This window comes from Giesbergeria giesbergeri (genome assembly GCF_054779375.1).
This window is the reverse complement of record NZ_BAAGYJ010000013.1, coordinates 13,029-37,205: the sequence shown is the minus strand read 5'-3', so window position 1 is coordinate 37,205 and position 24,177 is coordinate 13,029. Positions and strand designations below refer to the sequence as shown.

General features: G+C 57.4%; 23 protein-coding genes and 1 tRNA gene. 14 read left to right on the top strand and 10 right to left on the bottom strand.

Features of this window, described 5'->3' with window-relative positions; all coding sequences use genetic code 11:
* Window positions 1-17 precede the first annotated feature (17 nt).
* The 4 genes from argS to ACYVB2_RS14885 all read right to left on the bottom strand — a co-directional run bounded on the left by argS (window position 18) and on the right by ACYVB2_RS14885 (window position 4,933).
* Entirely contained in the window at window positions 18-1,727 is a 1,710-nt protein-coding gene (argS, locus tag ACYVB2_RS14900; RefSeq protein WP_382434650.1) for an arginine--tRNA ligase, read from the bottom strand.
* Window positions 1,728-1,776: 49 nt separating this feature from the next.
* A complete protein-coding gene (locus ACYVB2_RS14895) occupies window positions 1,777-3,315 on the bottom strand; it encodes a methyl-accepting chemotaxis protein (RefSeq protein WP_382434648.1) in 1,539 nt (512 codons plus the stop codon).
* 209 nt (window positions 3,316-3,524) lie between these two features.
* Window positions 3,525-3,971 carry a DUF2214 family protein gene (locus tag ACYVB2_RS14890; protein ID WP_382434646.1) on the bottom strand — a complete coding sequence of 149 codons (447 nt, stop codon included), beginning with the start codon at window positions 3,969-3,971 and terminating at the stop codon, window positions 3,525-3,527.
* 20 nt (window positions 3,972-3,991) lie between these two features.
* Window positions 3,992-4,933, bottom strand: a complete 942-nt coding sequence (locus ACYVB2_RS14885) for a LysR family transcriptional regulator (RefSeq protein ID WP_382434644.1) — start codon at window positions 4,931-4,933, stop codon at window positions 3,992-3,994.
* A gap of 133 nt (window positions 4,934-5,066) precedes the next feature.
* Here ACYVB2_RS14885 and ACYVB2_RS14880 point away from each other — a divergent pair, with 133 nt between their 5' ends.
* The 12 genes from ACYVB2_RS14880 to ACYVB2_RS14825 all read left to right on the top strand — a co-directional run bounded on the left by ACYVB2_RS14880 (window position 5,067) and on the right by ACYVB2_RS14825 (window position 16,754).
* Entirely contained in the window at window positions 5,067-7,280 is a 2,214-nt protein-coding gene (locus tag ACYVB2_RS14880; RefSeq protein ID WP_382434642.1) for a malate synthase G, read from the top strand.
* Between the two features lie 113 nt (window positions 7,281-7,393).
* Window positions 7,394-7,807 carry a hypothetical protein gene (locus tag ACYVB2_RS14875; RefSeq protein WP_091458984.1) on the top strand — a complete coding sequence of 138 codons (414 nt, stop codon included), beginning with the start codon at window positions 7,394-7,396 and terminating at the stop codon, window positions 7,805-7,807.
* A 12-nt stretch (window positions 7,808-7,819) separates the two neighbouring features.
* The gene (locus ACYVB2_RS14870; protein WP_382434640.1) at window positions 7,820-8,224 is read left to right on the top strand and encodes a single-stranded DNA-binding protein; all 405 of its coding nucleotides are present in this window, start codon (window positions 7,820-7,822) and stop codon (window positions 8,222-8,224) included.
* 312 nt (window positions 8,225-8,536) lie between these two features.
* Window positions 8,537-9,874, top strand: a complete 1,338-nt coding sequence (locus ACYVB2_RS14865) for a tyrosine-type recombinase/integrase (protein ID WP_382434638.1) — start codon at window positions 8,537-8,539, stop codon at window positions 9,872-9,874.
* 165 nt (window positions 9,875-10,039) lie between these two features.
* The gene (locus ACYVB2_RS14860) at window positions 10,040-11,647 is read left to right on the top strand and encodes a Fic family protein (RefSeq protein WP_382434636.1); all 1,608 of its coding nucleotides are present in this window, start codon (window positions 10,040-10,042) and stop codon (window positions 11,645-11,647) included.
* A gap of 196 nt (window positions 11,648-11,843) precedes the next feature.
* Window positions 11,844-12,413 (top strand): hypothetical protein, encoded by a 570-nt coding sequence (locus ACYVB2_RS14855; protein ID WP_382434634.1) that lies wholly within the window; start codon window positions 11,844-11,846, stop codon window positions 12,411-12,413.
* A gap of 93 nt (window positions 12,414-12,506) precedes the next feature.
* The gene (locus tag ACYVB2_RS14850; RefSeq protein WP_382434632.1) at window positions 12,507-12,749 is read left to right on the top strand and encodes a hypothetical protein; all 243 of its coding nucleotides are present in this window, start codon (window positions 12,507-12,509) and stop codon (window positions 12,747-12,749) included.
* Between the two features lie 429 nt (window positions 12,750-13,178).
* A complete protein-coding gene (locus tag ACYVB2_RS14845; protein WP_382434630.1) occupies window positions 13,179-13,400 on the top strand; it encodes a hypothetical protein in 222 nt (73 codons plus the stop codon).
* 73 nt (window positions 13,401-13,473) lie between these two features.
* Window positions 13,474-13,944, top strand: coding sequence for a CHC2 zinc finger domain-containing protein (locus ACYVB2_RS14840; RefSeq protein ID WP_382434628.1), 471 nt, complete (start codon window positions 13,474-13,476; stop codon window positions 13,942-13,944).
* Entirely contained in the window at window positions 13,941-15,287 is a 1,347-nt protein-coding gene (locus ACYVB2_RS14835; RefSeq protein WP_382434626.1) for an AAA family ATPase, read from the top strand. The genes ACYVB2_RS14840 and ACYVB2_RS14835 overlap by 4 nt, the downstream gene beginning before the upstream one ends.
* Window positions 15,284-16,057 (top strand): hypothetical protein, encoded by a 774-nt coding sequence (locus tag ACYVB2_RS14830; RefSeq protein WP_382434624.1) that lies wholly within the window; start codon window positions 15,284-15,286, stop codon window positions 16,055-16,057. The genes ACYVB2_RS14835 and ACYVB2_RS14830 overlap by 4 nt, the downstream gene beginning before the upstream one ends.
* Before the next feature lie 274 nt (window positions 16,058-16,331).
* The gene (locus ACYVB2_RS14825) at window positions 16,332-16,754 is read left to right on the top strand and encodes a single-stranded DNA-binding protein (RefSeq protein ID WP_382434622.1); all 423 of its coding nucleotides are present in this window, start codon (window positions 16,332-16,334) and stop codon (window positions 16,752-16,754) included.
* A gap of 132 nt (window positions 16,755-16,886) precedes the next feature.
* Here ACYVB2_RS14825 and ACYVB2_RS14820 read toward each other — a convergent pair whose 3' ends face one another.
* A complete protein-coding gene (locus tag ACYVB2_RS14820) occupies window positions 16,887-17,132 on the bottom strand; it encodes a hypothetical protein (protein WP_382434620.1) in 246 nt (81 codons plus the stop codon).
* 144 nt (window positions 17,133-17,276) lie between these two features.
* On the opposite strand from ACYVB2_RS14820, the gene ACYVB2_RS14815 reads away from it, so the two are divergent.
* A complete protein-coding gene (locus ACYVB2_RS14815) occupies window positions 17,277-17,759 on the top strand; it encodes a hypothetical protein (RefSeq protein WP_382434618.1) in 483 nt (160 codons plus the stop codon).
* 326 nt (window positions 17,760-18,085) lie between these two features.
* Complete coding sequence (locus ACYVB2_RS14810) at window positions 18,086-18,520, top strand: helix-turn-helix domain-containing protein (RefSeq protein WP_382434616.1); 435 nt, start codon at window positions 18,086-18,088, stop codon at window positions 18,518-18,520.
* A gap of 527 nt (window positions 18,521-19,047) precedes the next feature.
* Here ACYVB2_RS14810 and ACYVB2_RS14805 read toward each other — a convergent pair.
* The 5 genes from ACYVB2_RS14805 to rsmB form a co-directional block, all read right to left on the bottom strand.
* A tRNA-Phe gene (locus ACYVB2_RS14805) sits at window positions 19,048-19,123 on the bottom strand.
* Between the two features lie 52 nt (window positions 19,124-19,175).
* Window positions 19,176-19,862 (bottom strand): response regulator, encoded by a 687-nt coding sequence (locus ACYVB2_RS14800; protein WP_382434613.1) that lies wholly within the window; start codon window positions 19,860-19,862, stop codon window positions 19,176-19,178.
* A 40-nt stretch (window positions 19,863-19,902) separates the two neighbouring features.
* Entirely contained in the window at window positions 19,903-22,173 is a 2,271-nt protein-coding gene (locus ACYVB2_RS14795; RefSeq protein ID WP_382434611.1) for a sensor histidine kinase, read from the bottom strand.
* Complete coding sequence (locus ACYVB2_RS14790) at window positions 22,170-22,793, bottom strand: DUF4390 domain-containing protein (RefSeq protein ID WP_382434609.1); 624 nt, start codon at window positions 22,791-22,793, stop codon at window positions 22,170-22,172. Before ACYVB2_RS14790 ends, ACYVB2_RS14795 begins: the two co-directional genes overlap by 4 nt.
* Entirely contained in the window at window positions 22,786-24,165 is a 1,380-nt protein-coding gene (gene rsmB / locus ACYVB2_RS14785; RefSeq protein ID WP_382434732.1) for a 16S rRNA (cytosine(967)-C(5))-methyltransferase RsmB, read from the bottom strand. Before rsmB ends, ACYVB2_RS14790 begins: the two co-directional genes overlap by 8 nt.
* Between the last annotated feature and the right edge of the window lie 12 nt (window positions 24,166-24,177).

Here is a 24,177-nt window from a genome sequence, read left to right as displayed (position 1 = left end):
ATGCTTTTGTGCCGAATTTACATACGATCAGGGGCCGAAACACCTAATACCGCCAAGCCATTGGCCAGCACTTGGGCGGTGGCCGCCACCAGCGCCAACCGGGCCAGCTTCACGGCTTCGTCTTCCACCAAAATGCGCTCGGCGTCATAGTAGCTGTGGTAGCTGGCGGCCAGCTCACGCAGATAGAAGGTGACGTCGTGTGGCGCGTTGTCTGCCGCCGCTGCCGTGAGCATTTCGGGGTATTTGGCCAACAGCAGCATCAAGGCTTGGGCTTGTGGGCCTTGCAACGCCGACAAATCGACGTTGCGCAGGGCAGCCACCCCCGCCCCGCCTTGCTCTTGCCATGCCCGCAACACCGAGCAAATGCGTGCATGGGCATACTGCACGTAATAGACCGGGTTGTCGTTGTTTTGTGCCACGGCCAAATCCACATCAAAGGTGTATTCGGTATCGGGCTTGCGGCTCAGCAAAAAGAAGCGCACTGCGTCTTTGCTCGTCCATTCAATCAGGTCGCGCAGCGTCACATAACTACCGGCACGCTTGCTGATTTTGACCTCTTCACCACCCTTGACCACACGCACCATGGTGTGCAGCACATAGTCGGGGTAGCCTTGTGGAATGCCCACATCGGCGGCCTGTAAACCGGCCCGCACACGGGCAATCGTGCCGTGGTGGTCGGTGCCTTGGATGTTGACCACCTTGACAAACCCGCGCTTGAATTTTTGGATGTGGTAGGCCACATCGGGCACAAAGTAGGTGTAGTTGCCGTCTTGCTTGCGCATGACGCGGTCTTTGTCGTCGCCGTAATCGGTCGATTTAAGCCACAGCGCACCCTCTTGCTCATAGGTTTTGCCATTGGCAATCAGGCGCTGCACCGTGGCCTCGACATGGCCGTTGGTGTAGAGGCTCGATTCGAGGTAATACTCGTCAAAGCGCAGCTGAAAGGCTTGCAAGTCTTTGTCTTGCTCGTTGCGCAGGTAGGCTACGGCAAATTGGCGGATGTTGTCGTAGTCTTGCACATCGCCATTGGCTGTGAACTCACGGTCATCGGCCTTGACGGTTTCTTGGCGCAAGAAAGCCTGGGCAATGTCGGCGATGTAGTCGCCGTTGTAGAAATTCTTGGCGGCGGGGTTATCCGGGTCAGTGGGCCAGCAGTCATCCCCCGGTTTAAAACCCTTGGCCCGCAGTTGGGTGCTTTTGGTCAGGGTGTCAATTTGCACGCCCGCATCGTTGTAATAAAACTCGCGGTGTACGCTCCAACCTTGGCTGGCGTATAGGTTGCAAATGGCATCGCCCAAAGCGGCTTGGCGGCCATGCCCCACATGCAACGGGCCAGTAGGGTTGGCCGAAACAAACTCGACCAAGATTTTTTCGCCACGTGTGGGCTGGTAGCCAAACTCTGGCCCTTGGGCCAGCACTTCTTGCACCACTTGCTGCTTGGCGCTGGGGTGCAGGCGGATGTTCAAAAAGCCGGGGCCAGCAATTTCAATCGCCACCACCCAGCGTTGGAAAGCAGCGGTGGCCTCCAACGCTGCTTTGAGCTGTTCGCCCAACGCGCGCGGGTTTTGCTTGAGCGGCTTGGCCAGCTGCATGGCCGCCGTGCAGGCAAAATCACCGTGTGCCGCCATCTTGGGCGATTCAAAGGCAGCTTTGACGCCCGCACCGGGGGAGAGTTTTTCCAGTTCAGCCGCCAGAGCGGCCAGCAATTCTTGTTTGGCAGAGAGCATGGGGTGATTTTACGGGGGCGCTCGGTACGCCCCCCACAGTCAATTGGCTTCAGATCCTAAAGACGGCCACCACTTGCACCAAAGACTGCGCCTGAGCCTCCAAACCACGGGCGGCGGCGGCCATCTCTTCCACCAACGAAGCATTCTGTTGCGTTACTTGGTCTATTTGCGCCACAGCCGCTCCTACCTGGGCCACTCCGGCTGCCTGCTCATGGCTGGCGGTACTGATCTCACCCATGAGCGATGTAGCGTGGCGGATGCTGCCAACCACCTGGGTCATGGTGGTGCCGGCCTGATCCACCAACTCTGCACCTTGCTCCACCCGGTTCACGCTGGCATGGATCAGGGCTTTGATTTCTTTGGCCGCCTCGGCAGAACGCCCGGCCAGACTGCGCACCTCGCTCGCCACCACCGCAAAGCCACGGCCCTGCTCTCCAGCACGAGCCGCCTCTACCGCTGCATTGAGCGCCAAGATGTTGGTCTGAAAAGCAATACCATCAATCACGCCAATGATGTCGGATATCTTGCGTGAAGACTCGTTGATGCCCTTCATGGTGTCTACCACCTGGGCCACCACCTCGCCACCTTGTACGGCCACGGCACTGGCATTGACGGCCAGTTGGTTGGCCTGTTGGGCGCTGTCAGCATTTTGCTGAACCGTGGAGCGCAGGTGCTCCATAGAGCTGGCCGTCTCTTCAAGCGCAGTGGCTTGGGCCTCGGTGCGGGCAGACAAATCTTGGTTGCCTTGGGCAATTTCGGCACTGGCCAGAGAGATACTTTCTGATCCTTGACGCACATGGGTCACTACTGCTGCCAAACGGGCCTGCATACGGGCCAAAGACTGCATTAACGCAGCAATTTCGTCTTGGCCTTCACTTTGGATACGCTGACCCAAATTACCTTGGGCCACGGCTTCGGCAATCTGCACGGCCTGTTGCAATGGCACCGTAATGCCGCGCATCAATGACCAACCAAACCACAGAGCAAATGCCAGCCCCAACACAATGGAAACCACCGACACCGCCCGGATGGTGTGAAAACGGGCGGTGCCTGCGTCATATTCTTTTTTCACCTCGTCCACTTGCAAACGGATCAGTGCATCGGACTGTTGCTGCGCCGCATTGAACAACGGCACGTTCTGCTCCAGCGCAATCCGTTTGGCAGTGTCAAAGTCTGCACTGCGCAGCGCCGCCATAGAGGGCAGCAATCCCTCTTGCACAAACTTCTGGCGAGCTTGGGCAAAGCGGCTGGCAATCTGGGTTTCTTCTGGCGTCAGATACGTCTGCATGTAATCTTTCCAGATGGCCGAGATCCGGTCGATGTTTTGCTGTATCTCTTGGGCATTTTGCTGCACAGACTCGGGGGTCTGCACCACCAAGGCATTGGCAATCAGCATTCTGTTGCGAATCATCAGATACTGAATCGCACCCAACTGGCTTAGCGGCACCGCACGGTCTTTATAGACCGTATCGAGCGCCTGATTGTTCTTGGTCATGCCCAACAGGCCAATACTGCCAATCAATACCAGCAAAGAGGCCAGCACAGCCACCAACAAGGTCAGGCGGGTAGAAATATGAAATCGATTCATGGGGGTCTTTGAAGGGTCTGCACTAGCCCGGCCCTTCAACAACATCTGGGCACATGGGCGCCCGATGGTCTACGGACTCCCTGTCATCAACATTACGTAGTTACCCTTATTAACCCACGATTATTTGATATAAACGATACAAAAAGAGAGGATTTTGACCGAATCAAGGTATCGAAATTGATATTTTTACCCCATTGGTGCCAAATCTGTTACCAGCCACGCGCCCAAAACACGGCCAACACAGCGACGATGGGCAGCAGATGTGCTTGCACCATCACCCACCAGCGGGCCTTTTGTATTTCGGCTGCCGGGGGCAAGACACTGCACTGTTGCCACTGCCCGCGCCAACGCCGAAACGCCCGTGCTGAAGGCACCGACAGCAGCCATACAGCCACCCACAAGGTGCCCTTCAGGTGCAGCAGCGGTTGGCTGGCGTACCACGATTGCCCCTTGATGCCCCAAAACACCCGCACCAAGCCCGTCACCAACACCGCCAACATGACCACACGGCAAATTTGGTCTAGGCGCACCAAGCGTTCAATTACCGCAGCATTGAGCCACTCTGCCCGACACAAGGCGGCCTGACTCGATAAAAAAACCACCAAGGTCAGAACGGCCAACAAATGCAAACTGGCCAGCAAGGCTTCGAGGGTCATGGCGGATACCTTTGTGCAGATCAGGAAAACAAACGCCCCACACCAGTCTGCCAAAAACTTGGCTGGCTGTAATGGTGCTTGAGGTAGTCAATCCACAAGCGCACCCGCAAAGGCAAATGCTTGGCATGTGGAAACACAGCATAAATACCATTGGGCGGCGCTGCAAAACCCTCTAGCACTGGCAACAACTGGCCGGAGGCAATTTCGGCCTGCACCTCCCAAGTGCTGCGCCAAGCAATGCCATAACCGGCCAAGCACCAGTCATAGAGCACCTGTCCGTCAGAACAATCCAACGGGCCAGCAGGGCGCACATGCACCACCTGTGCTCCACCTTCTTCAGCAGGCAGACGAAAGGCCCAACCTCGCGTTTGCGAGGCACCACTGGAGAGAACTAAGCAATCATGCCCGGCCAATTCGCTGGGGTGTTGGGGGGTTCCCCGGCGTTCCAGATAAGAAGGTGCCGCCACACACAACCGCCGGTTGTCGGCAATGCGCACACTGACCAAAGAAGAATCGGGCAAATCCCCCACACGCACAGCACAGTCAAAGCCTTCAGCAGCCAGATCTACCACGCGGTCGCTCAAATTCAACGAAATGCGCACCTCTGGGTGCTCGGCATGAAAGCGCGGCACCAGTGGCGCTACATGGCGGCGGCCAAAGCCTGCCGGTGCTGTGATGCGCAAATGCCCGCTGGCCTGAATGCCACCGGCAGACACACTGGCCTCGGCATGGGCCACTTCGGCCAATAGGCGCTGGCAATCTTCCAAAAAGGCACTGCCCTCCGTAGTCAGGCTCAGGCGGCGGGTGGTGCGTACCAACAACTTGACACCCAAATGCGCCTCTAGCGCGTCCAACCTGCGCCCCATGATGGCTGGGGCGACACCTTCGGCACGGGCTGCTGCCGTCAGGCTGCCACGGGTGGCGACCGAGACAAAAGATTCAAAGGCTTTGAGCTTGTCCATACTGCATTGGATTTTTGCGTAAAAGTCACAGGTTTTTGATTTTTTGCGTCATTTATGTTGGCAAACAATTCGAATACAGTGTCTATCAACACAGATTTCGTTTCCTCCTGTTTTATTTTTGAAGGCTTTCCGCATGACCGCACGCACCACCCTCCACCGTCTGCAAGTGGCCGACAGCCTGCACCGCTTTATCAACGAGCAGGTGCTGTCCGGCACAGGCGTAGACATTGCCGCCTTCTGGCAAGGTTTTGACGCCATCGTGGCCGATTTGGCCCCGCGCAACATTGCCTTGCTGGCCGAGCGCGACCGCCTGCAAGCCGAGCTGGACAAGTGGCACACGGCCCACCCAGGCCCCATCACAGACATGGCAGCCTACCGTCAGTTCTTGGAAACGATTGGCTACTTGGTTCCCCAACCTGCCAATGCCCAAGCCACAACCAGCAATGTGGATGACGAACTGGCCGTTCAGGCTGGCCCCCAGCTGGTGGTGCCAGTGCTCAATGCCCGCTATGCCCTCAATGCGGCCAACGCGCGCTGGGGCAGCCTGTACGATGCCTTGTATGGCACCGATGCCATCTCCGAAGCAGATGGCGCAGACAAGGGCCAAGGCTACAACCCTGTACGTGGCGCGAAGGTCATTGCCTTTGCCCGCAACTTCCTCGACCAAGCAGCACCACTGGCCCACGGTTCACACCAACAATCCACAGGCTACAGCATTGAAGGCGGCGCACTGGTGGTCACGCTGCAAGGGGGCGATCGCACCGGCCTGAAAGACGCCGCCCAACTGGTGGGCTTTCAAGGTGATGCCAATGCACCGCGCTCGGTGCTGCTGGTACACAACGGCCTGCACATCGATATCATCATCAACCGCTCTACCCCCATTGGGCAGTCTGATGCGGCTGGCGTGGCCGATGTGGTGCTGGAAGCCGCACTGTCTACCATCATGGACTTGGAAGACTCCGTGGCCGCTGTGGATGCGGACGACAAGGTGCTGGGCTACAGCAACTGGCTGGGCATCCTCAAGGGTACGTTGGTCGAATCGTTTGACAAGGGTGGCAAGACCCTGACCCGTGGCCTGAATGCCGACCGCATCTATACCGCGCCCCACGGCGGCGAAGTGCGCCTGCATGGCCGCTCCTTGATGTTTGTGCGCAATGTCGGCCACCTGATGACTAATCCGGCCATCCTCTACACCGCTACCGATGGCAGCGTGAAAGAAATTCCCGAAGGCATCATGGATGCCGTGGTCACCACCGCCATTGCCCTGCACGACCTGCAAGGCCACGGGGCCAACGGTATCCGCAACAGCCGCAAGGGCAGCGTCTATATCGTCAAGCCCAAAATGCATGGCCCAGCCGAAGTGGCTTTTGCGGCCGATTTGTTCAGCCGTGTCGAGCAACTGCTGGGCCTGCCCGACAGCACCGTCAAGCTGGGCATCATGGACGAAGAGCGCCGCACCAGCGTCAATCTGAAGGCCTGTATCGCGGCGGCAGCCAGCCGTATCGCCTTTATCAATACCGGCTTCTTAGACCGCACCGGCGACGAAATGCACACCGCCATGCTGGCTGGCCCCATGATTCGCAAGGGCGACATGAAGACCAGTGCCTGGATTCAGTCTTACGAGCGCAGCAACGTATTGGTCGGCCTGACGATGGGCCTGCGTGGCAAGGCCCAAATTGGCAAGGGAATGTGGGCCATGCCCGACCTGATGGCCGCCATGCTAGAGCAAAAAATTGTCCACCCCAAGGCCGGAGCCAACACCGCTTGGGTGCCCAGCCCCACGGGCGCAACCCTGCACGCAATGCACTACCACCAAGTCAAGGTGGCCGACATTCAAGTGGAATTGGAAAAGACCAGTGCCGATGCCGTGCGCGACGATCTGTTGACCGGCCTGCTCACCATTCCGGTCAGCAGCAACCCCCACTGGTCTGACACCGAAAAGCAGCAAGAGCTGGACAACAACATCCAAGGTATTTTGGGCTATGTGGTGCGCTGGGTAGACCAAGGTGTGGGCTGCTCCAAAGTGCCCGACATCAACGACATTGGCCTGATGGAAGACCGTGCCACGCTGCGCATTTCCAGCCAACACGTGGCCAACTGGCTGCACCACGGCATCGTCACCGAAGAACAAGTGCGCGCCACCTTTGAGCGCATGGCCGCCAAGGTGGACAAGCAAAACGCGGGTGATGCGCTGTACCAGCCAATGGCCGGTCACTTTGATACCTCCATGGCCTACCAAGCGGCGCTGGATTTGGTGTTCAAGGGCAAAGAGCAACCCAGTGGCTACACCGAGCCGCTGCTGCACGCTTGGCGTTTGAAGGTCAAAGCGGCACAACGCGGTGCCTAACGCCTGACCATAGCCTTGGAGCCAGAAAAGCGGTACCTTTGGGTGCCGCTTTTTTTCATGGCCACCGCAACGGGTACTACACTGTTTGTGCAACGCAGCAGTGAAAGAACCCTATGCCCAACGGACTCCCCGGAAAAGACGATCCCCTGTTTCAATGGTCACGGCGCATCACCCGCTCTCTGGCCGATCTGGACGCCCGCATTGCACGGCTGGCGCTGTTTCTGGATCTCTCGCTGGAAAGTGAAAGTGTGATGCAACAGGTAATCGACCGCAGCCACCCGCTGTTCCAACGCTACCAGCACAACCCCAATGTGCCCCTTGCCGACGACCACGGGCGCGAACGCCACAGCCTAGAAGAGTTGCGCGGCCTGTTGGTGGTGCGTTGCAACATGATGGCCAATATGCTGAATGAATTTGGGCTGGAGTTAAGCACGCAAATTGCTTCCGCCGCCGAAGATCACATGGAACGCGTGGGCTTTAAGCCCGGCGCTGACGGCTTTACCCTGCTACCACGGCGCAAGCCTTGAACCCAATCACCGATGATTGATGCTTTGATCCAAGGCCGTATCCACGGCCAACCCACGCAGCGCAATGGCAAAAACGGTAAACCCTTCACGCTGGCCAAGGTGCGCACCCCAACCACCGACGGGGAATCCCAATTTGTCAGTGTCATTGCCTTTGATGATGCGCCAGTCACTGCCCTGCTGGGGTTTGGCGATGGGGATGCCGTGGCGGTAGCTGGCACGCTCAAGGTAGGCACTTGGCAAGACCGAGAGGGTGCCCACCGCCCGTCATTGGATTTGGTGGCCCACCAAGTGTTGAGCCTGTATGCCGTGCGCCACAAACGTGCCACGACCCAAGGGGAGGCCCCGGTCGCACCACGCCCGACACCAGCTCGCCCCCCGCACGATCATGGCAGCATGGATGGTGAGATACCGTTCTGAGCTGGATTGACAAGGCCCACATGGGCCAACACCAGCAACAAAAAACCCGCTAACCATTGGCTAGCGGGTTTTTCTATTTGGTGGCCTGGGACGGAATCGAACCGCCGACACAAGGATTTTCAATCCTCATGTTTTAGTGTTTGCCAGTGTTGATATGAGTAGATAGAATCCATATAAATCAATGCTTTATACGATTTTGCCCGGTGGTAAAGCGTGCCAATTGTTGATTGATATTCGCCAGAATAGCCAAAAAGTGGCTACATGGTGGCTACATGGACTGTCCGTGTAGCCAAACAGCGCAAGGAACCTACGATGGCCCGCCCCAAAAAAGCCGACACGCTAGACACTACCCAATCCATCGAGTTGACCGCTGGGGCCATTGAACGATTGAGCTGCCCTTCCGATAAGCAGCAGGTGTTTCTGCGCGACAGCAAAGCGCCCGGCTTACGGGTGCGTGTGACGGCAGCCGGTGCCAAGTCCTATGTGTTTGAGCGCAAACTGCACAGGCAAACTATCCGCCGCACCATAGGTGATGTGCGCGATTGGAGTATTGAGCAGGCACGCGCCGAAGCCCGGCGGCTGGGGGTGTTGCTTGATAACGGGCAAGACCCCAGAGAAATAGAACGCCAGCAGCAAGCCGAGCGTGAAGCAACCAAAGCTGCCGCTGCTGCTGATGCCGTCACGATGGGCCAAGCATGGACACGCTACTTAGAGCAGCGCCGTCCGTTCTGGGGTGAACTGAACTACCGCGATCACCTACAAATGGTGCAACCCGGCGGACAAGAGCGTGCACGCCTACCCGGTACCAAGACCATGCCCGGCCCCTTGGTTGAGTTCTTGCCGCTACGCCTAGTCGAACTGACCGCGCCAGTGATAGAAATGTGGGCGAACAAAGAAGCCCAGCTTCGGCCAGCACGGTTACGGCTGGCGCTGCGCCTGCTGAAAGCCTTTTTACGCTGGACACAAACAGAACCCGACCTAGGCGGCAAGGCAGACCCCAACGCTGCCAGCGCCAAGAAAACGCGCGAGATCGCAGGCAAAGCGCAGACCAAGAACGACTACCTGCAACGCGAACAATTGCCCGCATGGTTCCAGCATGTATGCCAGCTACAGAACCCAGTCATAAGCGCCTATCTACAAGTGCTGTTATTGACGGGTGCCCGCCGTGAAGAATTGGCGGAACTGAAGTGGGACGACGTAAATTTTCAGTGGCGTGGTATTGATATGAAGGACAAGGCAGAAGGCCGCCGCGCCGTACCTCTTACACCCTATGTAGCACAGCTACTCAGCACCCTACCGCGCCGCAATGAATGGGTATTTTCCAGCCCGACCAGCGCATCGGGCCGCTTACAAGAACCCAGCATTGCCCACCGCCAAGCCTGTAGAGCCGCTGGCTTGGACAAACTGACCTTGCACGGACTGCGCCGCTCCTTCGCCAGCTTGTGCGAGTGGTTAGACATCCCCGGCGGCATCAGTGCCCAAATCCAAGGCCATGCCCCCCAAGGCGTGCGTGAGCAGAACTACATCCGCCGCCCACTCGACCTGCTGCGCGTTCACCACGAGCGCATAGAGGCTTGGATTTTGGAACAGGCTCGGGTACCGTTTGATGCCCAAGTCCAGCCCAGTAGGTTGCGCATGGTGGCGAACTAGATCACCTCCAGTTGAGGGGCTAACGCCTAATCAGGCAGCCCAGCCTCCCATGCTCGATAATTGTTTTTATGCAAATAAAGCTGTTTGTAATTGAATCATTGCAAAAACAATCGAATTTTCCGGAAAATAGCTTCCTAAAATTCATTCTGCTGATTGGAGATGCCCTTGAATGACATCCCTGACCCTATCGGTGCTGCGTGGCTTGCACAAACATTTGATGTAATGCCAATGGCGCGATTGCCAGTGGTCAGTCAGATTGGTAGCAGACGTGAGACACAAATTCAAGAAGGCTTTCGGCAGGAGACATTCCAAGAGTCGATGCGTCCAGACAACAAGCTGGCAGCACACCTGCACTTCCATCTGCGTCATGAGGTACCGCACCTTGAATTTTTGGCCCGTCTGTTTACCAAGACAGGAGCCTGCGACATTCAGTCATGGGTAGATGCAGAGCCGACAGGCCAATACGCACGCCGAGCGGCCTTCCTGTACGAATGGTTGACAGGCTCCATGCTGGTACCACCCGCCCGTTTGGGTGGCAACTACATTGATGCCCTTGATAGCGACAAGTTGGTCACTGCCTCGCCTGACCAAGTGGTCAAGGTACCTCGCTGGCGGGTCAACGACAACTTGCCCGGCACCCGAGAATTTTGCCCGTATGTGGTGAAGACGGATGGCTTGAAGAAGGCATCAGCAGTTAATGTGGCGGTTTTACTGGAAGAGCTGACCACAGAGTTTGGCGACGACTTGCTGCTACGGGCTGCCGCTTGGATGACTTTGCGCGAAAGCAAGGCCAGCTTCTTGATCGAAGGCGAAGCAGAACGGACAACCCGTATCCAACGGTTTGCTGATGTGATGGCGCGACGTACCGGCCAAGGCGATTTACCACTCAGCGACAAGGCACTGGCAGAACTACAGCGGGAAATTCTGGGGGATGTCACATCACTTCAACGGCTTGGCGTACGAGAATCGCCGGTCTTTGTGGGCGAAACACTGCGCTATCAAGAAATCGTTCACTATATTGCCCCACCAGAGAATGATTTAGGGCCAATGCTGGATGGTTTACGGACATTTTTGCAACGCACCAAAGGGCAATCCCCAGTAATGCGCAGTGCGGTAGCCGCGTTCAGTTTCGTTTACATCCACCCTCTGGCCGATGGCAATGGACGAGTGCATCGTTTCTTGGTCAATGACATTTTGCGTCGGGATGGCGTAATGCCAGAACCGATGATTCTGCCTATCTCTGCCGTTATCAGTGATAGCAGTGAACGACGTACTTATGACCAAGTGCTGGATCGGGTATCCAAACCCCTCATGCAAAGGGTCAGCGATCAATTTGAGTTCGGCAGTACACGTACTGCCTACCCTGATGGAGTGGTCTCGAACTTCGTATTCCACGCCCCAGAGCAAGCGCGACCTTTGTGGCGATACCCGGATTTAGTCCCTCATGTGGTGTTTATGGCCAACATCATTGCAAGAACCATCACTGAGCAAATGCGCCATGAGTCACGTTACCTGCGCAGCCACCTGCGTGCTCGCCAAGCTATTAAAGAAATTGTTGAAATGCCGGATCACCAAGCAGACCGGATATTGCGTTCCATTGAGCAAACCAATGGGGTGTTGAGTGGTGTGCTGGCCAAGGAAATTCCTGTACTGACCCGATCTGGTATTTGGGAGGCCATTACAGAGGCAGTTAAACAGGTTTTCTTGGAAGGCGCACCATTGGATGGCAGTGTGCTGGAGCGTTATCACCCTACCAAGGCTGCTAGTGCATGATGAATACGGTTATCCAGATCAGCATGGTTCTAGCCACTGAAGTGCCCCTGCCCAAGGTGCCCTCTGATACTGTACGCAAAGCACTGGCCTACACCTGATCTTTTCTGCTGCCAGCTAGGAAGGACTGCAATCCAACCGAACCGCCAGACCCGCTGGTTTGCTGGTGGCTCCTATTGCGGGTTGCAGGATGATGACAATGGGATACCCAAAAGAACTTAGTCACCCAATAGCACGCCCGAAAGAATCGGACGATGAGCGGGTGCGCAATGACTGCGCGCGAAAAATTGACAGAAAGATGCAACTACTCTTTCAGTTTCTCAAGATTGAGGAAGGGGACTGGCCACAGATGGCAAACACTCTTGCAAGACGGCATCTACCCGCATTCGAGCACTTGGAAATAAAGGCAGGCCACCATGAACAACTGGCACGCCTGCTTGCGCATACGTATGTGCCGGGACTCCAGCTATCCGATCGAGCAGGACGGCCTACCAAATGGACTACGGAAGAAAGAAGGTCTCTCTTTTTTCATGTTGAATACCTTGTCCACGAGCATCAAGAACTTCGTTTTTCCGAGGTGCTGCGCAAGGTTCAACGTAGCCCGGCATGGGCGAAGAAAACTAAAGGTCTAACCGATTCGGCCATGCGGAAATTGTTTGATACCTCCAAGGCTTTGGTAAAGAAAGAGGAAGCCGCTTTCAATCTGGCTATTGAGGAGGGGTTGAAGATGCTTGGTGCCCACCCCCAGCCAGCCCAACGAGAAAAATAGGTCGGAATCAATTGGGAGGAGGGCTATTTCTTCCCCTTTTGGCTGGGCACAGTTCATTCCAGAACACAAATCAACGTGTTTGAAAGGTGAACTTTGCAAAACGACATCCATCACAACGCCGCTATCCGCCGCGTAGCCACTGTCCCCAACTTCCCACCGCTGGAGCTGGAAACCCGCCCTACTGTACCGACAGAGCAGGCCGCGTACTACTTGGCACGCCGCCCGCAGACAATGCGCTCATGGGCCTGCACCGAGCAAGGCCCACTGCGTCCGATTCGCATCAATGGCCGTTTGGCGTGGAAGACGGCAGATATTCGCGCACTTCTTGGGGTGTAAAGATGCCCACAAAGCAAAACGCCCCCCACCACCCGAAGGCAATGGAAAGCGTAGCAACATCAAGCGGGATTCTGCCCACCACTGCCCAGCAAGACGCAAGCTGTCAATGTGCTGGGCTGGCTTGCACTTGCTTGGCTGTGGCTGTGGCTGGCCGTGCTACAGTTACCACCGATGCCCAAAAGCATCACGGGCTTGGCCGCCCGGTATCACACAAAGGTGCAGCAGCCGCGCCCACATTGGACAGCGGCTCTTTTTACGTCCATGTGCTGCGCATGGCACGCACAGCTATCCCGTTTTGGTGGGCCGTGTGGGGACACCCGCGAGGGTGTGCCGGTTCCTTTGTGCCGGTCGGCCAACCCTGCACGGCCTGCCACCCTTGCTTGGCCGCTGGGGCGGCAGGTTTCAAACCTGTTCACAAAGGAGCCATTCATGGCTAACACCCTCATGCCCAAGGGCCGTATTGCGCCCAGCACGGGCAAGCATTCCCACCTCTTTGACCCGGTAGCCTTGCATAGCGAAGCCATCACCAGCATCAGTCTGGCCGGGTTCTATCTGCGCCGCGACAACGTGGCTCAAGCCCGACGCAAGTTGCGTCAAGCACTACAAGCCCTGCAACCGCTGACATCCAGCACCCACACAGCCAAGGGGTAAACCATGCCTATCTCGCTGAATGCAGCATCAAGCTGCGCCGCCGGTGTGCCCGGCCTGTGGATGAAGGCTCCCCATGCCGCTGGATAAATCCCGTCTGCCAGACCCGGCCAGCTACTACGAGACCCAAGGCTTGCACCTCACAGGCCCACGCCGCGCCAAATGGAAGACTGCTCGTTGCGAATTCCACGACGGCAGCGACTCCATGCGAATCAACACCGAGACCGGCGCTTTCGTTTGCATGGCCGGTTGCGGCGCTAGGGGTGGAGACGTTATCGGCTACCACATGGCATCTACCGGCACCGGCTTTGTGCAAGCGTGCAAAGACTTGGGAGCATGGGTGGACGATGGCACCACCCCGCCCGGCCATGTGCGTGCAGCACCACTACCAGCACGCGCCGCCTTAGAGCTGCTGGCCTTTGAAGCCCACCTTGTCGCCATCGCCGCCGGAAACATCGCCTACGGGGTGCAACTGAGTGACGAAGACCGCTGCCGCATGCAGCAAGCCGCTGGCCGTATCCAAATGATGCAGGACTTTTTCCAATGACACACGACATCGAACGCATTCAAGCGTTGGGCGCTTTGGCAGACCAGCATGTTTTGCCACGCCACATGCCCAAGCCCCCAGCCCAGTTGCCTGCTGCACCCGAGGTGCCAGAGTACGCGCAAACCTTCGCGCCGCTGGAGCCTAGCGAATGGGAGGCCGTGCCAACCCCACAGGCCACGCCCACGACACCCGCTGTGCAACGCAACGCTAACGATGGTGTGGTGTTGCGCTGTGGTGCTGATATGGAGTCTGTTCCGGTTGTCTGGCTATGGAAATACTGGCTTGCTATCGGCAAACTACACATCTTGGCTGGTGCCCCCGGACAAGGCAAGACCACGATTGCAATGGCCGCTGCCGCAACTGTCACCATTGGGGGTAAGTGGCCCGATGGCAGCCGCTGCGAAGCTGGCAACGTGCTCATTTGGAGTGGTGAAGACGATCCCGCCGATACCCTGCTGCCGCGCCTGTTGGCCGCTGGCGCTGACAAAAGCCGCTGCTACTTTATCGAGGCTACCCGGCGCGATGGTGACGTAGTGCCCTTTGACCCGGCGCGTGACTTGCCCCAATTGCAAGCGGCGATTGAACAAATCGGCGGTATCAAGCTGCTGATTGTTGACCCCGTTGTCAGTGCTGTGACGGGCGATAGCCACAAGAACACCGAAGTGCGCCGCGCCTTGCAACCCTTGGTAGATATGGGGGCCGCCTGTGGCTGTGCTGTGTTGGGCATTACCCACTTTGCCAAAGGCGGACAAGGGACTGACCCTGCACAGCGGGTAGTGGGCAGCGTGGCCTTTACTGCTGTGGCCCGTGTCGTGCTGGTGGCAGCGAAGGTGAAGGGCAAGGACGGGGAAGACGCGCGCATCTTGGCCCGTGGCAAAAGCAACATCGGCCCGGATGATGGTGGCTTTGAATACCACCTAGAGCAGGCCGAGCCGATACCCGGCATCCAAGCCTCGCGCATCGCATGGGGCAAGGCGGTAGAGGGCAGCGCCCGTGAGCTACTGACCGACCCCGAAGACCAAACCGCAAACGAGGCGATGAACGTTGCTGGATTCTTGCGTGGTTTGCTGTCCGATGGCCCGTTATCGGCCAAAGCCATCTACAAAGATGCGGACGGTGCTGGCTACTCCCGCGACCAAATTAAACGGGCATCCCTCAAATTGGGTATAGAAAAAACGAAGGAGGGTATGGGTGGTGGGTGGCTGTGGAGATTGCCAAGCCACCCCCAAAGGGAGCACGAAGGGAGCGAAGAGCGCACATTTAGAAATACGCTCCCTTCGCACTCTTCGGCGCTCCCTTCGGCAAATTCTGGGGGTGATGAATGGATGGAGATCACAGTATGAGTGCCGCAACCATCCTAGAACGCGCCCAAGATGTTGGGGTCAATCTGTACCTTTTGGGTAATGAGGTGAAGGCATCGGGCAACAAAGAAGGCATCGTGGCCCTGCTGCCAGTCCTGCGCCAGCACCGTGTCGAACTGCTGCAACTGCTGTCCCAACAGCCCATAGACCAAGTGCAAAAGGCGCCACTTACCCCCGGTCTATCCCAACTGCTGGCGCTGGCAATGGCCTACTGTGACCACACGGGTGCAAGCCCAAAGGCACGCGCAGACTGGCACAGTGACATTCAATCCACCCCGCACGGCGACTATGATGGACTGGCCGCCTACCTTTGGGGACAACTGGCGAAGCGGGCACCCGTGGCCCCGGCCATGCCATCCAAGGCGATACCACCAGCGCCAGCCCCCACCACATGGCGCGATGCCGATAAGTCTGACCAAGCACATTACTGGGACTGCCCTCAGTGCTTGGCCGTGGTGAAGACCGGAATGGGCACCCGCTGCACGACCGGCCAGCAACTACATGACACCTATATCGAGGTGGCCACCCGTGAGCGGTTCATTGGTGTCCAGCCTGACCCCGCCAAACCGCTACCCCAGTTCCACAGTGCCCAGCCGTGGCATGAGGCAGACAAGGCATATCTGGCACACCATTGGGGCTGTGACACCTGCAAGGCCCATGCCCGAAGCAATGGCCACTCTGACCGCTGCTCCACGGGCCAGCACCTCTACAACCTCTATGAACAGGCCCAAAGCCAGAAAGAATCCACATGACACCCACGCCCAGCGCCCGCACCTGTGGCAACTGCGCTTCTTTTGATCCTCACGGCGACACTGATGGCGGCCCTATCTGTTGGGACGCAACTTCCTTCCGGAATATTGCTACCGGCCAATGGGAACGTATAGAGGCTAAGTTCTGTTGTGACTGTCACCAGACCACGGAGGAAGATGCAGCCCAAACCGCCTACATAGAGGCAAACCGCCCGGCTATTTGGGCATCCATCCATGCGGCGGCTGCCATCCAAAAAGCTAAAGAAAGGACTACCCAATGATTGACGCACTGATTGCAGGCAAGGTACATGGCACACCCACCCAACGCACCGGCAAGAACAGCAAACCCTTTGCCCTAGCCAAGCTGCGCGCCACCAGTACGGACGGCGAAGTGCAGTTTGTGAGCGTGATTGCCTTTGATGATGGCCCGGTGGCCGCCTTACTGGGACTGAAGGAGGGCGATAGCGTGGCAGTGACCGGCCCGCTCAAGGTGGGGACATGGCAGGACAAGGATGGCAATCACCGCCCAGCCTTGGATGTGGTGGCCCAGCAGGTAATGACCGTGTACCAAGTGCGCCATAAGCGCAACGCCACTCAAGGGGAAGGCCAGCAGCAGCGCCGCCCACGGGATGATGATGCTGCACGCGGATTTGCAGCACCACAGCACCACGACCCGATGGATGGCGAGATGCCGTTCTGAAACTCACGGTTTCAACGCACGGGGCAGCAGATAGCGACTCCACCATCATGCAATGGGAGCAAAACACCGCCCCCTTTAACCAGACAGCCCGGCTATGCGCCGGGTTTTGCTTTTTGCTGCACCCTTTATTACTTACTCCTGTTCGTCCTCGTCCGATTCCTCCGGCTTGAACAGAATCTCCTGTGGCAGCACCATCTCCTCCGCTTCGTGCTGTTGCATCCCCTGCTCCATCAGCTTGGCGACCTGCTCGGCTGCCCGTTTGCTGGCCATCTGCGCCGCGTGGTTCAGTTGCCCCTGATCGCGTAGCTCTTGGGTCATTTTGGGTAGCCACTCCTGCCAGTGGCGAAGTGCCAGCCCCGTGTACTGCATTCCCAGCATTTTCGTTCTCCTGTTTGGCCCCTGTATTGGCTTAAACCCGTGACGGCATGGTAATGCACCGGGTTTTGCTTTTTGCTAGCACTCCCCTAAAACCACCCCTGTTTAGGGTTTCGGCATTGAGGTGGGCTACCAAAGAATCAGGCTATGACCAATGCCACGAACACCCATATCCCCAGCACTGAGCGTGTGTACCAAGCTGTCCAAGAGCTACGTGCAGCCGATCAGATCGCAACCCGTGAGACTGTGGCCGCCCTGACTGGCCTCAAGCTATCCATCGTGGATGACCGCCTTGGTGCACTGGTGGACAATGGCCGCCTCAAGCGCCTGATCCGTGGTGTGTACGAGCTGGTGGAGGTGTACCCGGCCCCACGCATCATCAGCAAAACCATTCTTCCCAATCGCTATGTGAAGTACGACATCGGAGACGATGTCATCACGTTGACCCCAACAGAAGATCGGGCGCTGGCATCATTGATGCACGGCACGGCCACCGAAGTTGTAGAGACAGCATTCGAGACGCTGATAACGCCCATGCTGGCTGAGATTGAGGCCGGATTGAAGGTAATCCGCCAAGCTGTGCGTGCGGCGCAAGACGGTGTTTCCAAGGATGGTGTAACCACGGTGTAACCACGCAATTGGCTGTTTGGTTACCAAGGCACTGGTTACCACGGTGGTTACCAGCAAGGACGGCGTTTCCAAGATAGCGGTTTCCAGCCAAGTTTCCACGGAAAACTGCATTTGGAGCAGCGGTATTCAAGGCCGGTATCCACGCTGGTATCCATGAAATAGACCGTTGCCGACTGGTACGCAAGATGGCGGTACGCACCCGGTACGCATGGTTTTGGCGCTTTTGAAGGTGCGTACTTTGGTTGGTGAGCGTTCGCACCAAAGGTGGCATCGCGCATTGACTCTGGCAACCCCACCCCTTGAAGACAGAATGTAATATTTCAAAAATGAATACACCCCAGAACACCAAGCAGAACCTTTGGCGCTCACTAGAACTGCTGATGCAGCGCCACTATGGGGGCGTGAACCTCAACCGCCTATCTAGGGAGTCAGGTGTTGGTCTGGGCACGGTGGCCCGGCTTCGATCCGATGAAACCAGCATCGGGCTCGATAAGCTCGATAAGCTCGCAGCAACCTTTGGTGTGGCTCCTTGGGATTTGCTGCGTCCAGACTTCGATCCAGCAGCTACCTGCATTGAGCGTCTTTCACCAATAGCGGTAGAGCTTGGGCGTACTCTGGATTCAATAGATGATCCACTGTTACAGAACCGTGCCTATGTCGTGGCATTGGGAGCCTTGCAATTAGGAAGCGTGCAGCAAGGGGGAGAACCAACAGTCGTTTCACCAGCCGCCATTTCGATGTCGGAAAAGGGTTTGGACTGAGTTTCAGTCTATCGGAGCAATCCGACACGGTTTGACGTACTGTTTTGACCCTGTTTTCTGAGGCGTTTGAGGCCTTACGTGGCGATAGACGGAAAACACCTGTTTTGTGACACACCACCTGAAAACGTAAGCACGCTCATTGGTGCTGCGGCCACCTTCAAACCCGATGGCGGTTGGTGACACGACTACTGTTCTACCCCTACCAAAGATGGCTTCGTGCATTGACACTAGCGACACTCCTACAAAACTTTTGTAGAACCACCATCGTAGGCAAACCATTCCACTGCGATGGTTTACACCCCGACCAATTACAAAAGTTTCGTTATCGCCAAGCTATCGATAGATGGCCCAGTTTTGGGCTATCCCGATTTCCGACACCCGTTACGACAATGGCGTAGGCCGCGCCATCGTCTAGTCTGCCCATGTGCTGGTGGCCCCAAAGTACCAAAACCATGTACTGGTGGCTACATGGGCTTTAGAAACAAAAAAGCCACTTTGGTAAGAAGTGGCTAAGTTGTTGTTTTGATTGGTGGCCTGGGACGGAATCGAACCGCCGACACAAGGATTTTCAATCCTCTGCTCTACCGACTGAGCTACCGGGCCTAAGCCTTGAATTATAGTGGAAAAAACAAGCCTTGTGCAAATTCAGTGCAATTTATCCATTGCGCTTACCACGCCCCAGATCCACCCCCAACTGACGCAGCTTGCGGTAGAGATGGGTGCGCTCCAACCCGGTCTTCTCCGCCACTCTGGTCATGGAGCCGCCCTCACGGGCCAAATGGAACTCAAAATAGGCTTTTTCAAAACCGTCGCGGGCCTCCCGTAACGGGCGATCCAAATCAAAATCTTGGTACGGCGACAGCGATACAGAGACCACCTCTGCCCCCCCAGAACCAGAGTAGGCAGCGGTGACAACCGGAGCCTGTCCTGGCACCGAGGCAGCCAATGCCGCAGCCGCCAAAGGCGCCACACGCGCTTGGCTGCGCGCCAACCCGGCCTCTACTGCTTTGAGCAGCTTTTGTAAGGTAATTGGCTTTTCCAAAAACGAAAATGCACCGATGCGGGTAGCTTCTACTGCCGTGTCGATAGTGGCATGACCACTCATCATGATGACGGGCATGTTCAACAAACCGCCAGCGGCCCACTCTTTCAGCAGAGTCACGCCATCGGTGTCTGGCATCCAGATATCCAGCAGGACTAGATCGTATGGTGCCGCAGCCCGTGCCGCACGGGCCTGGGTGGCATTCTCGGCCAGATCCACGCTGTGTCCCTCGTCGTTGAGGATTTCTGACAGCAGATCACGGATGCCGTGCTCATCATCGACCACCAAAATGTTTGCCATGTATGTGAAGTGCCTTCCAACTGCAGTACACGCAGCGCCCTCACGAGGCGACCGCATGCTCAGGGACGAATGATAGCGATACTTGCGCCCCCAACACGATGCCATCTTCCAGACGGTTGGCCAGCTCAATACGGGCGCCGTGTTCATCGGCAATCTTCTTCACCACCGCCAACCCCAAGCCAGTCCCCCTGGCTTTGGTCGTGACATAAGGCTCAAAAGCACGCTGCAAAATATGCGTCGGAAACCCACCACCACGGTCACTGACCAGCAACCGTACTCGTCTGGCTGTGCGGCTCCAATGGGTGCTGATGCACACCGCTGGCAAAGGCAGCTGTGGGTCGGTGCGTGCCTGCTCCGTGGCATCCTGCGCATTCTGGAGTAGATTGTGGATCACTTGGCGCAACTGCTGGGCATCACCTGCAATCGGTGGACATTGTGGATCGAGTTGCACCTGCACTGGCACCCTGGCATGGTCGGATTCGTACAGATGCAACACATCTGTGACCAGTGCATTGAGCTGCAAAGGCTGCAATTCAGCCGCAGGCAGGCGGGCGTAGTCACGAAACTCATTGACCAGCCGCAACATGGCATCGACCTGCTGCACGATAGTGCGCACCGACTTGGTGAGCAATGCTTGCTCAGTAGCGGGCAATTTGCCCGAGAGCTTCATCTCCAACCGTTCAGCCGACAGTTGGATAGGTGTCAGCGGGTTCTTAATCTCGTGGGCCAGACGCCGGGCCACGTCACCCCACGCCTGTACGCGTTGGGCCGACACAATCTCAGAAATATCGTCAAACACCAGCAGACGGGCTGCATCAGGCAATTCGGCACCACGGGCTACCAAGCTGGTGGCATGGTGACCCGCTCCACTGGGGGAAGCGTGTAATTCAAAGGCATGTTCCCAATGGTCAGGGCCGTGCTCATCGCGGTGCTCCACAAAAGCAGCAAATTGCTGTTGCACCTCCACGGCAAAACCTTCCAGTCCCGGCACTTGGGCCAAAGGCCGCTCCCAGTAGGCAGCCAATGGAGCACGCAAAATGCGGGTTGCACTGGGGTTAGAAGAACGAATGCAGCCCTGTGCATCCAACACCACCACCCCCGCTGTCAGGTTGTCCAAAATCGTCTGCAACCGCGCACGGGCCGTATCCAGCGCCCCCATACTGCGCTCGGCGGTCTCGCGGGCGTCGGCCAGTTGCTGCGTCATCAAAGCAAATGAGCGGGTCAAGCCATCGAGCTCATCATGGCCTTGCAGCACCACCTTGGGGCGCAGATTGCCTGCAGCCACTTCTCTCACCCCTTCGGCCAGCACAAGCAGCGGTCGTGCCAATTGATTGCCTAACAAAATTGCCAGCAACAAGGCTGTGAAGACTGCCAAAAACAGACTCAGGGTCAGGGTGCCGATGTACATGCGGCGCAGCCCCTCCCGGGCCAGTGCCCGCTCCTGGTATTCACGGTTGGCCTCTTGCACGGCCAAGGCGTTGGCCAGCAGCACCGGTGCCAGTGGCACAGTGACCTGCAAAAAACGCTGTTCAGCCAACAGCCCCACGCTGGAGCTATTCACCAACGCGATGGCCTTGATACGCACTTCACGTCGGGAGGCCAGATTGGGCAAATCGTCCAGCCCCTCAATCTGTGCCACTGCCCGCTGCTCACGCACAGTACGCAATTGCTGTGCCGATAGCCGCTCTGGATGGAGCTGAAAGCTCGTCGGCCCGGCACTGGCTAACAACTGCCCCGAACCGCTCCACAGCAGCACATCCGTAGCCCCCAGCTCATCCCGAATCCGCTCCAGCGCCAGCCCAGCCGCCGCTGGAGAGACCTGAGCCACCTGAGTGCTGGCATTGCGCACCCTGGCTGCAGCTTCACTCACCTGGGTGTCCAATGTAGCCCTAGCCAAGCTCACGCCAGCGACCAACGCACCTTCCACCTTGACATCGAACCAACTCTCAATCGAACGTGAGACAAACTGGTACGACACCACATAAATCAACGCCCCCGGTGCCAGCCCCACCAAAGCAAAAATAGCGGCCAGCTTCACCAACAAACGGCTGCCAAAACGTCCCCGCCGCAGTCGAGCCACCAAACGCCACACCACCCACACCAACAAACCCAATAGGAACAAGGCCACAGCCACGTTGGTAGCAAACAGCCAAGCGTAGTTGTGCTCGTACAGCATCCGATTATTGGTGGCCAGCAGCAACAGAAACAGCAACAGCAAACCAATTACCACCATCACCGTGGTGCCTATACCCAACACCCAACGCACAGCACGGGACTTGGTATTCAAGTCGATAGGAAAGGGTACGGTCATGGCGCAAGCTCCCACAGCACCGGCTGACTGCCCTGCAAAACCAAATTCCAACTGGAGCGCCCCAACATGCCCACCTGCAAGGTTCGGGGTAGTTGGGACGTATCGAGGCGAAAACGCAATTGCACAACGTACTGCCCCCCAGCCTCCAAGGCGGGTGCATCGGCAATCTTCCAACGGGCAATCCGCTTCATGGCAGCCAAAGCCTCCGCCAAACTATCGTGGTTGTTTCCGGGCACTACGCCCAAACCGCTGCGGTCAATTGGAGACGGAGACACCACCAAACGCCAACGGCGCGTCAAAGGCTGATAGCTCAAACGCATATAGCGTACCGTCTGGGCCACGGTTTGCGCAGACCAGTACCACCGTTGACGCAGCACCTGCGCCTCTGCCACAAAAAACAAGGGGATGCCCTGCTGTAAGGCATCCTCAATCGCTTTGGGCAACTCTACAGGAAGCTCCGTGCTCAAATGCAAGCCCTCAGGGCTGCTATATACACGCAACTCCAGTGCATCTGTTGTGGGCTGCGCACCCAACAAGGGCGACCACAACACCAAACCACAACACAGCCATCCCCATAGCCACCAAATACCCCAGCGCCGCCGTAGTGTGCGTTCAGGCAAGGTCTTTTTGCAGCAGGGCGTAGAAAAATCCGTCGTGTTCACCCTCTGGATTGTCCGGGACGATGCGCCCTGCAACATCTACGCCAGGCAACAAATGTCCAGGCGATGACAAATGGCGTGCCGTAGTGTTGCGTGCAAGAAACGCCTGTACCTGCGCAGATCCCTCTGCCCGGAAAACAGAACAAGTGCAATACAACAAGCGGCCACCCGGTTGTAGCAACGGCCAGAGGGTGTCGAGTAAACGGGCCTGGATGAAGGCCAGTTGGGCAATATCGCTTTCACGGCGCAGCCAAGGCACATCGGGATGGCGGCGCACAATACCCGATGCCGTGCAAGGCGCATCCAACAAAATGGCATCAAACAAGGCACCACCACACTGCTGCTGCCACCAATCTTGCGGTCGGCTGGCATCAGCCACCAAGACCTGGGCATGCAGCCCCAAACGCTCTAACGTCTCATGAATACGCTGGGCACGTTGGGAGTCAATTTCCAACGCCGTCACCTGTAGTGGAGCCCCAACACCCGCATACTCCAGCAAATGGGCGGTTTTACCGCCCGGAGCAGCACAGGCATCCAACACCCGCAGGGGTTGCGACAAATCCATGCCCGCGAGCAGCAACGGTGCTGCCTGCTGTGCTGCGGCATCCTGCACCGAGACCCAACCTTGGGCAAAGCCCGGTAGCGTTTGCACAGGCACCGCCTGTTGCAATATCAGACCAGCCTCCCCCACCGCTACAGCGCCAATCCCTGCAACCTCTAGCGCCTGGTGGTACTGAAGTAACGTATTTTTCTGCAAATTCACACGCAGCACCATCGGTGCTTGCCGACGGTTGGCCTGCAATACCTGTTGCCAATGCTGCGGATGGTCTTGGCGCAGTCGCTGCACCCACCAATCTGGATGGTTCCATTGGGCCTGGACATCATTGCTCACCGCTTGCAACAGGCTGGCAGATTCACGCAAAAAACGGCGTAAGCAAGCATTCAAAAATCCTGCCTGCGCGCGGGTGCCTGCCTCCTGCTTAGCAGCCTCCACCGTCTGATTGACCAATGTGAAAGGCTCATACAGCGCCTGTTCCTGATCACAGCACAGGGCCAGTGCCACACACAGCAGCGCATCCACAGCGGGTGCGGGCTTGCGTGGGGCCAACACCCGACCCAAAGCCTGGGCACACCCCAGATGGCGCAACACCTGGAACAACAATGCCTGCACCCCCGGCCGCAAGGCAGGTGCCACAGATTCCAACACCGCAGTCCCTGAGCGGCCTTGGCGAACAGCGTGCAACGCCTGCGCTACTGCACGCAACTGCCGGGACAATGCCACGCCTTGGGCCGGCACTGCAGCATCAGCAACCACTGAGACTGCGGACTGCATACCCGAAATGGA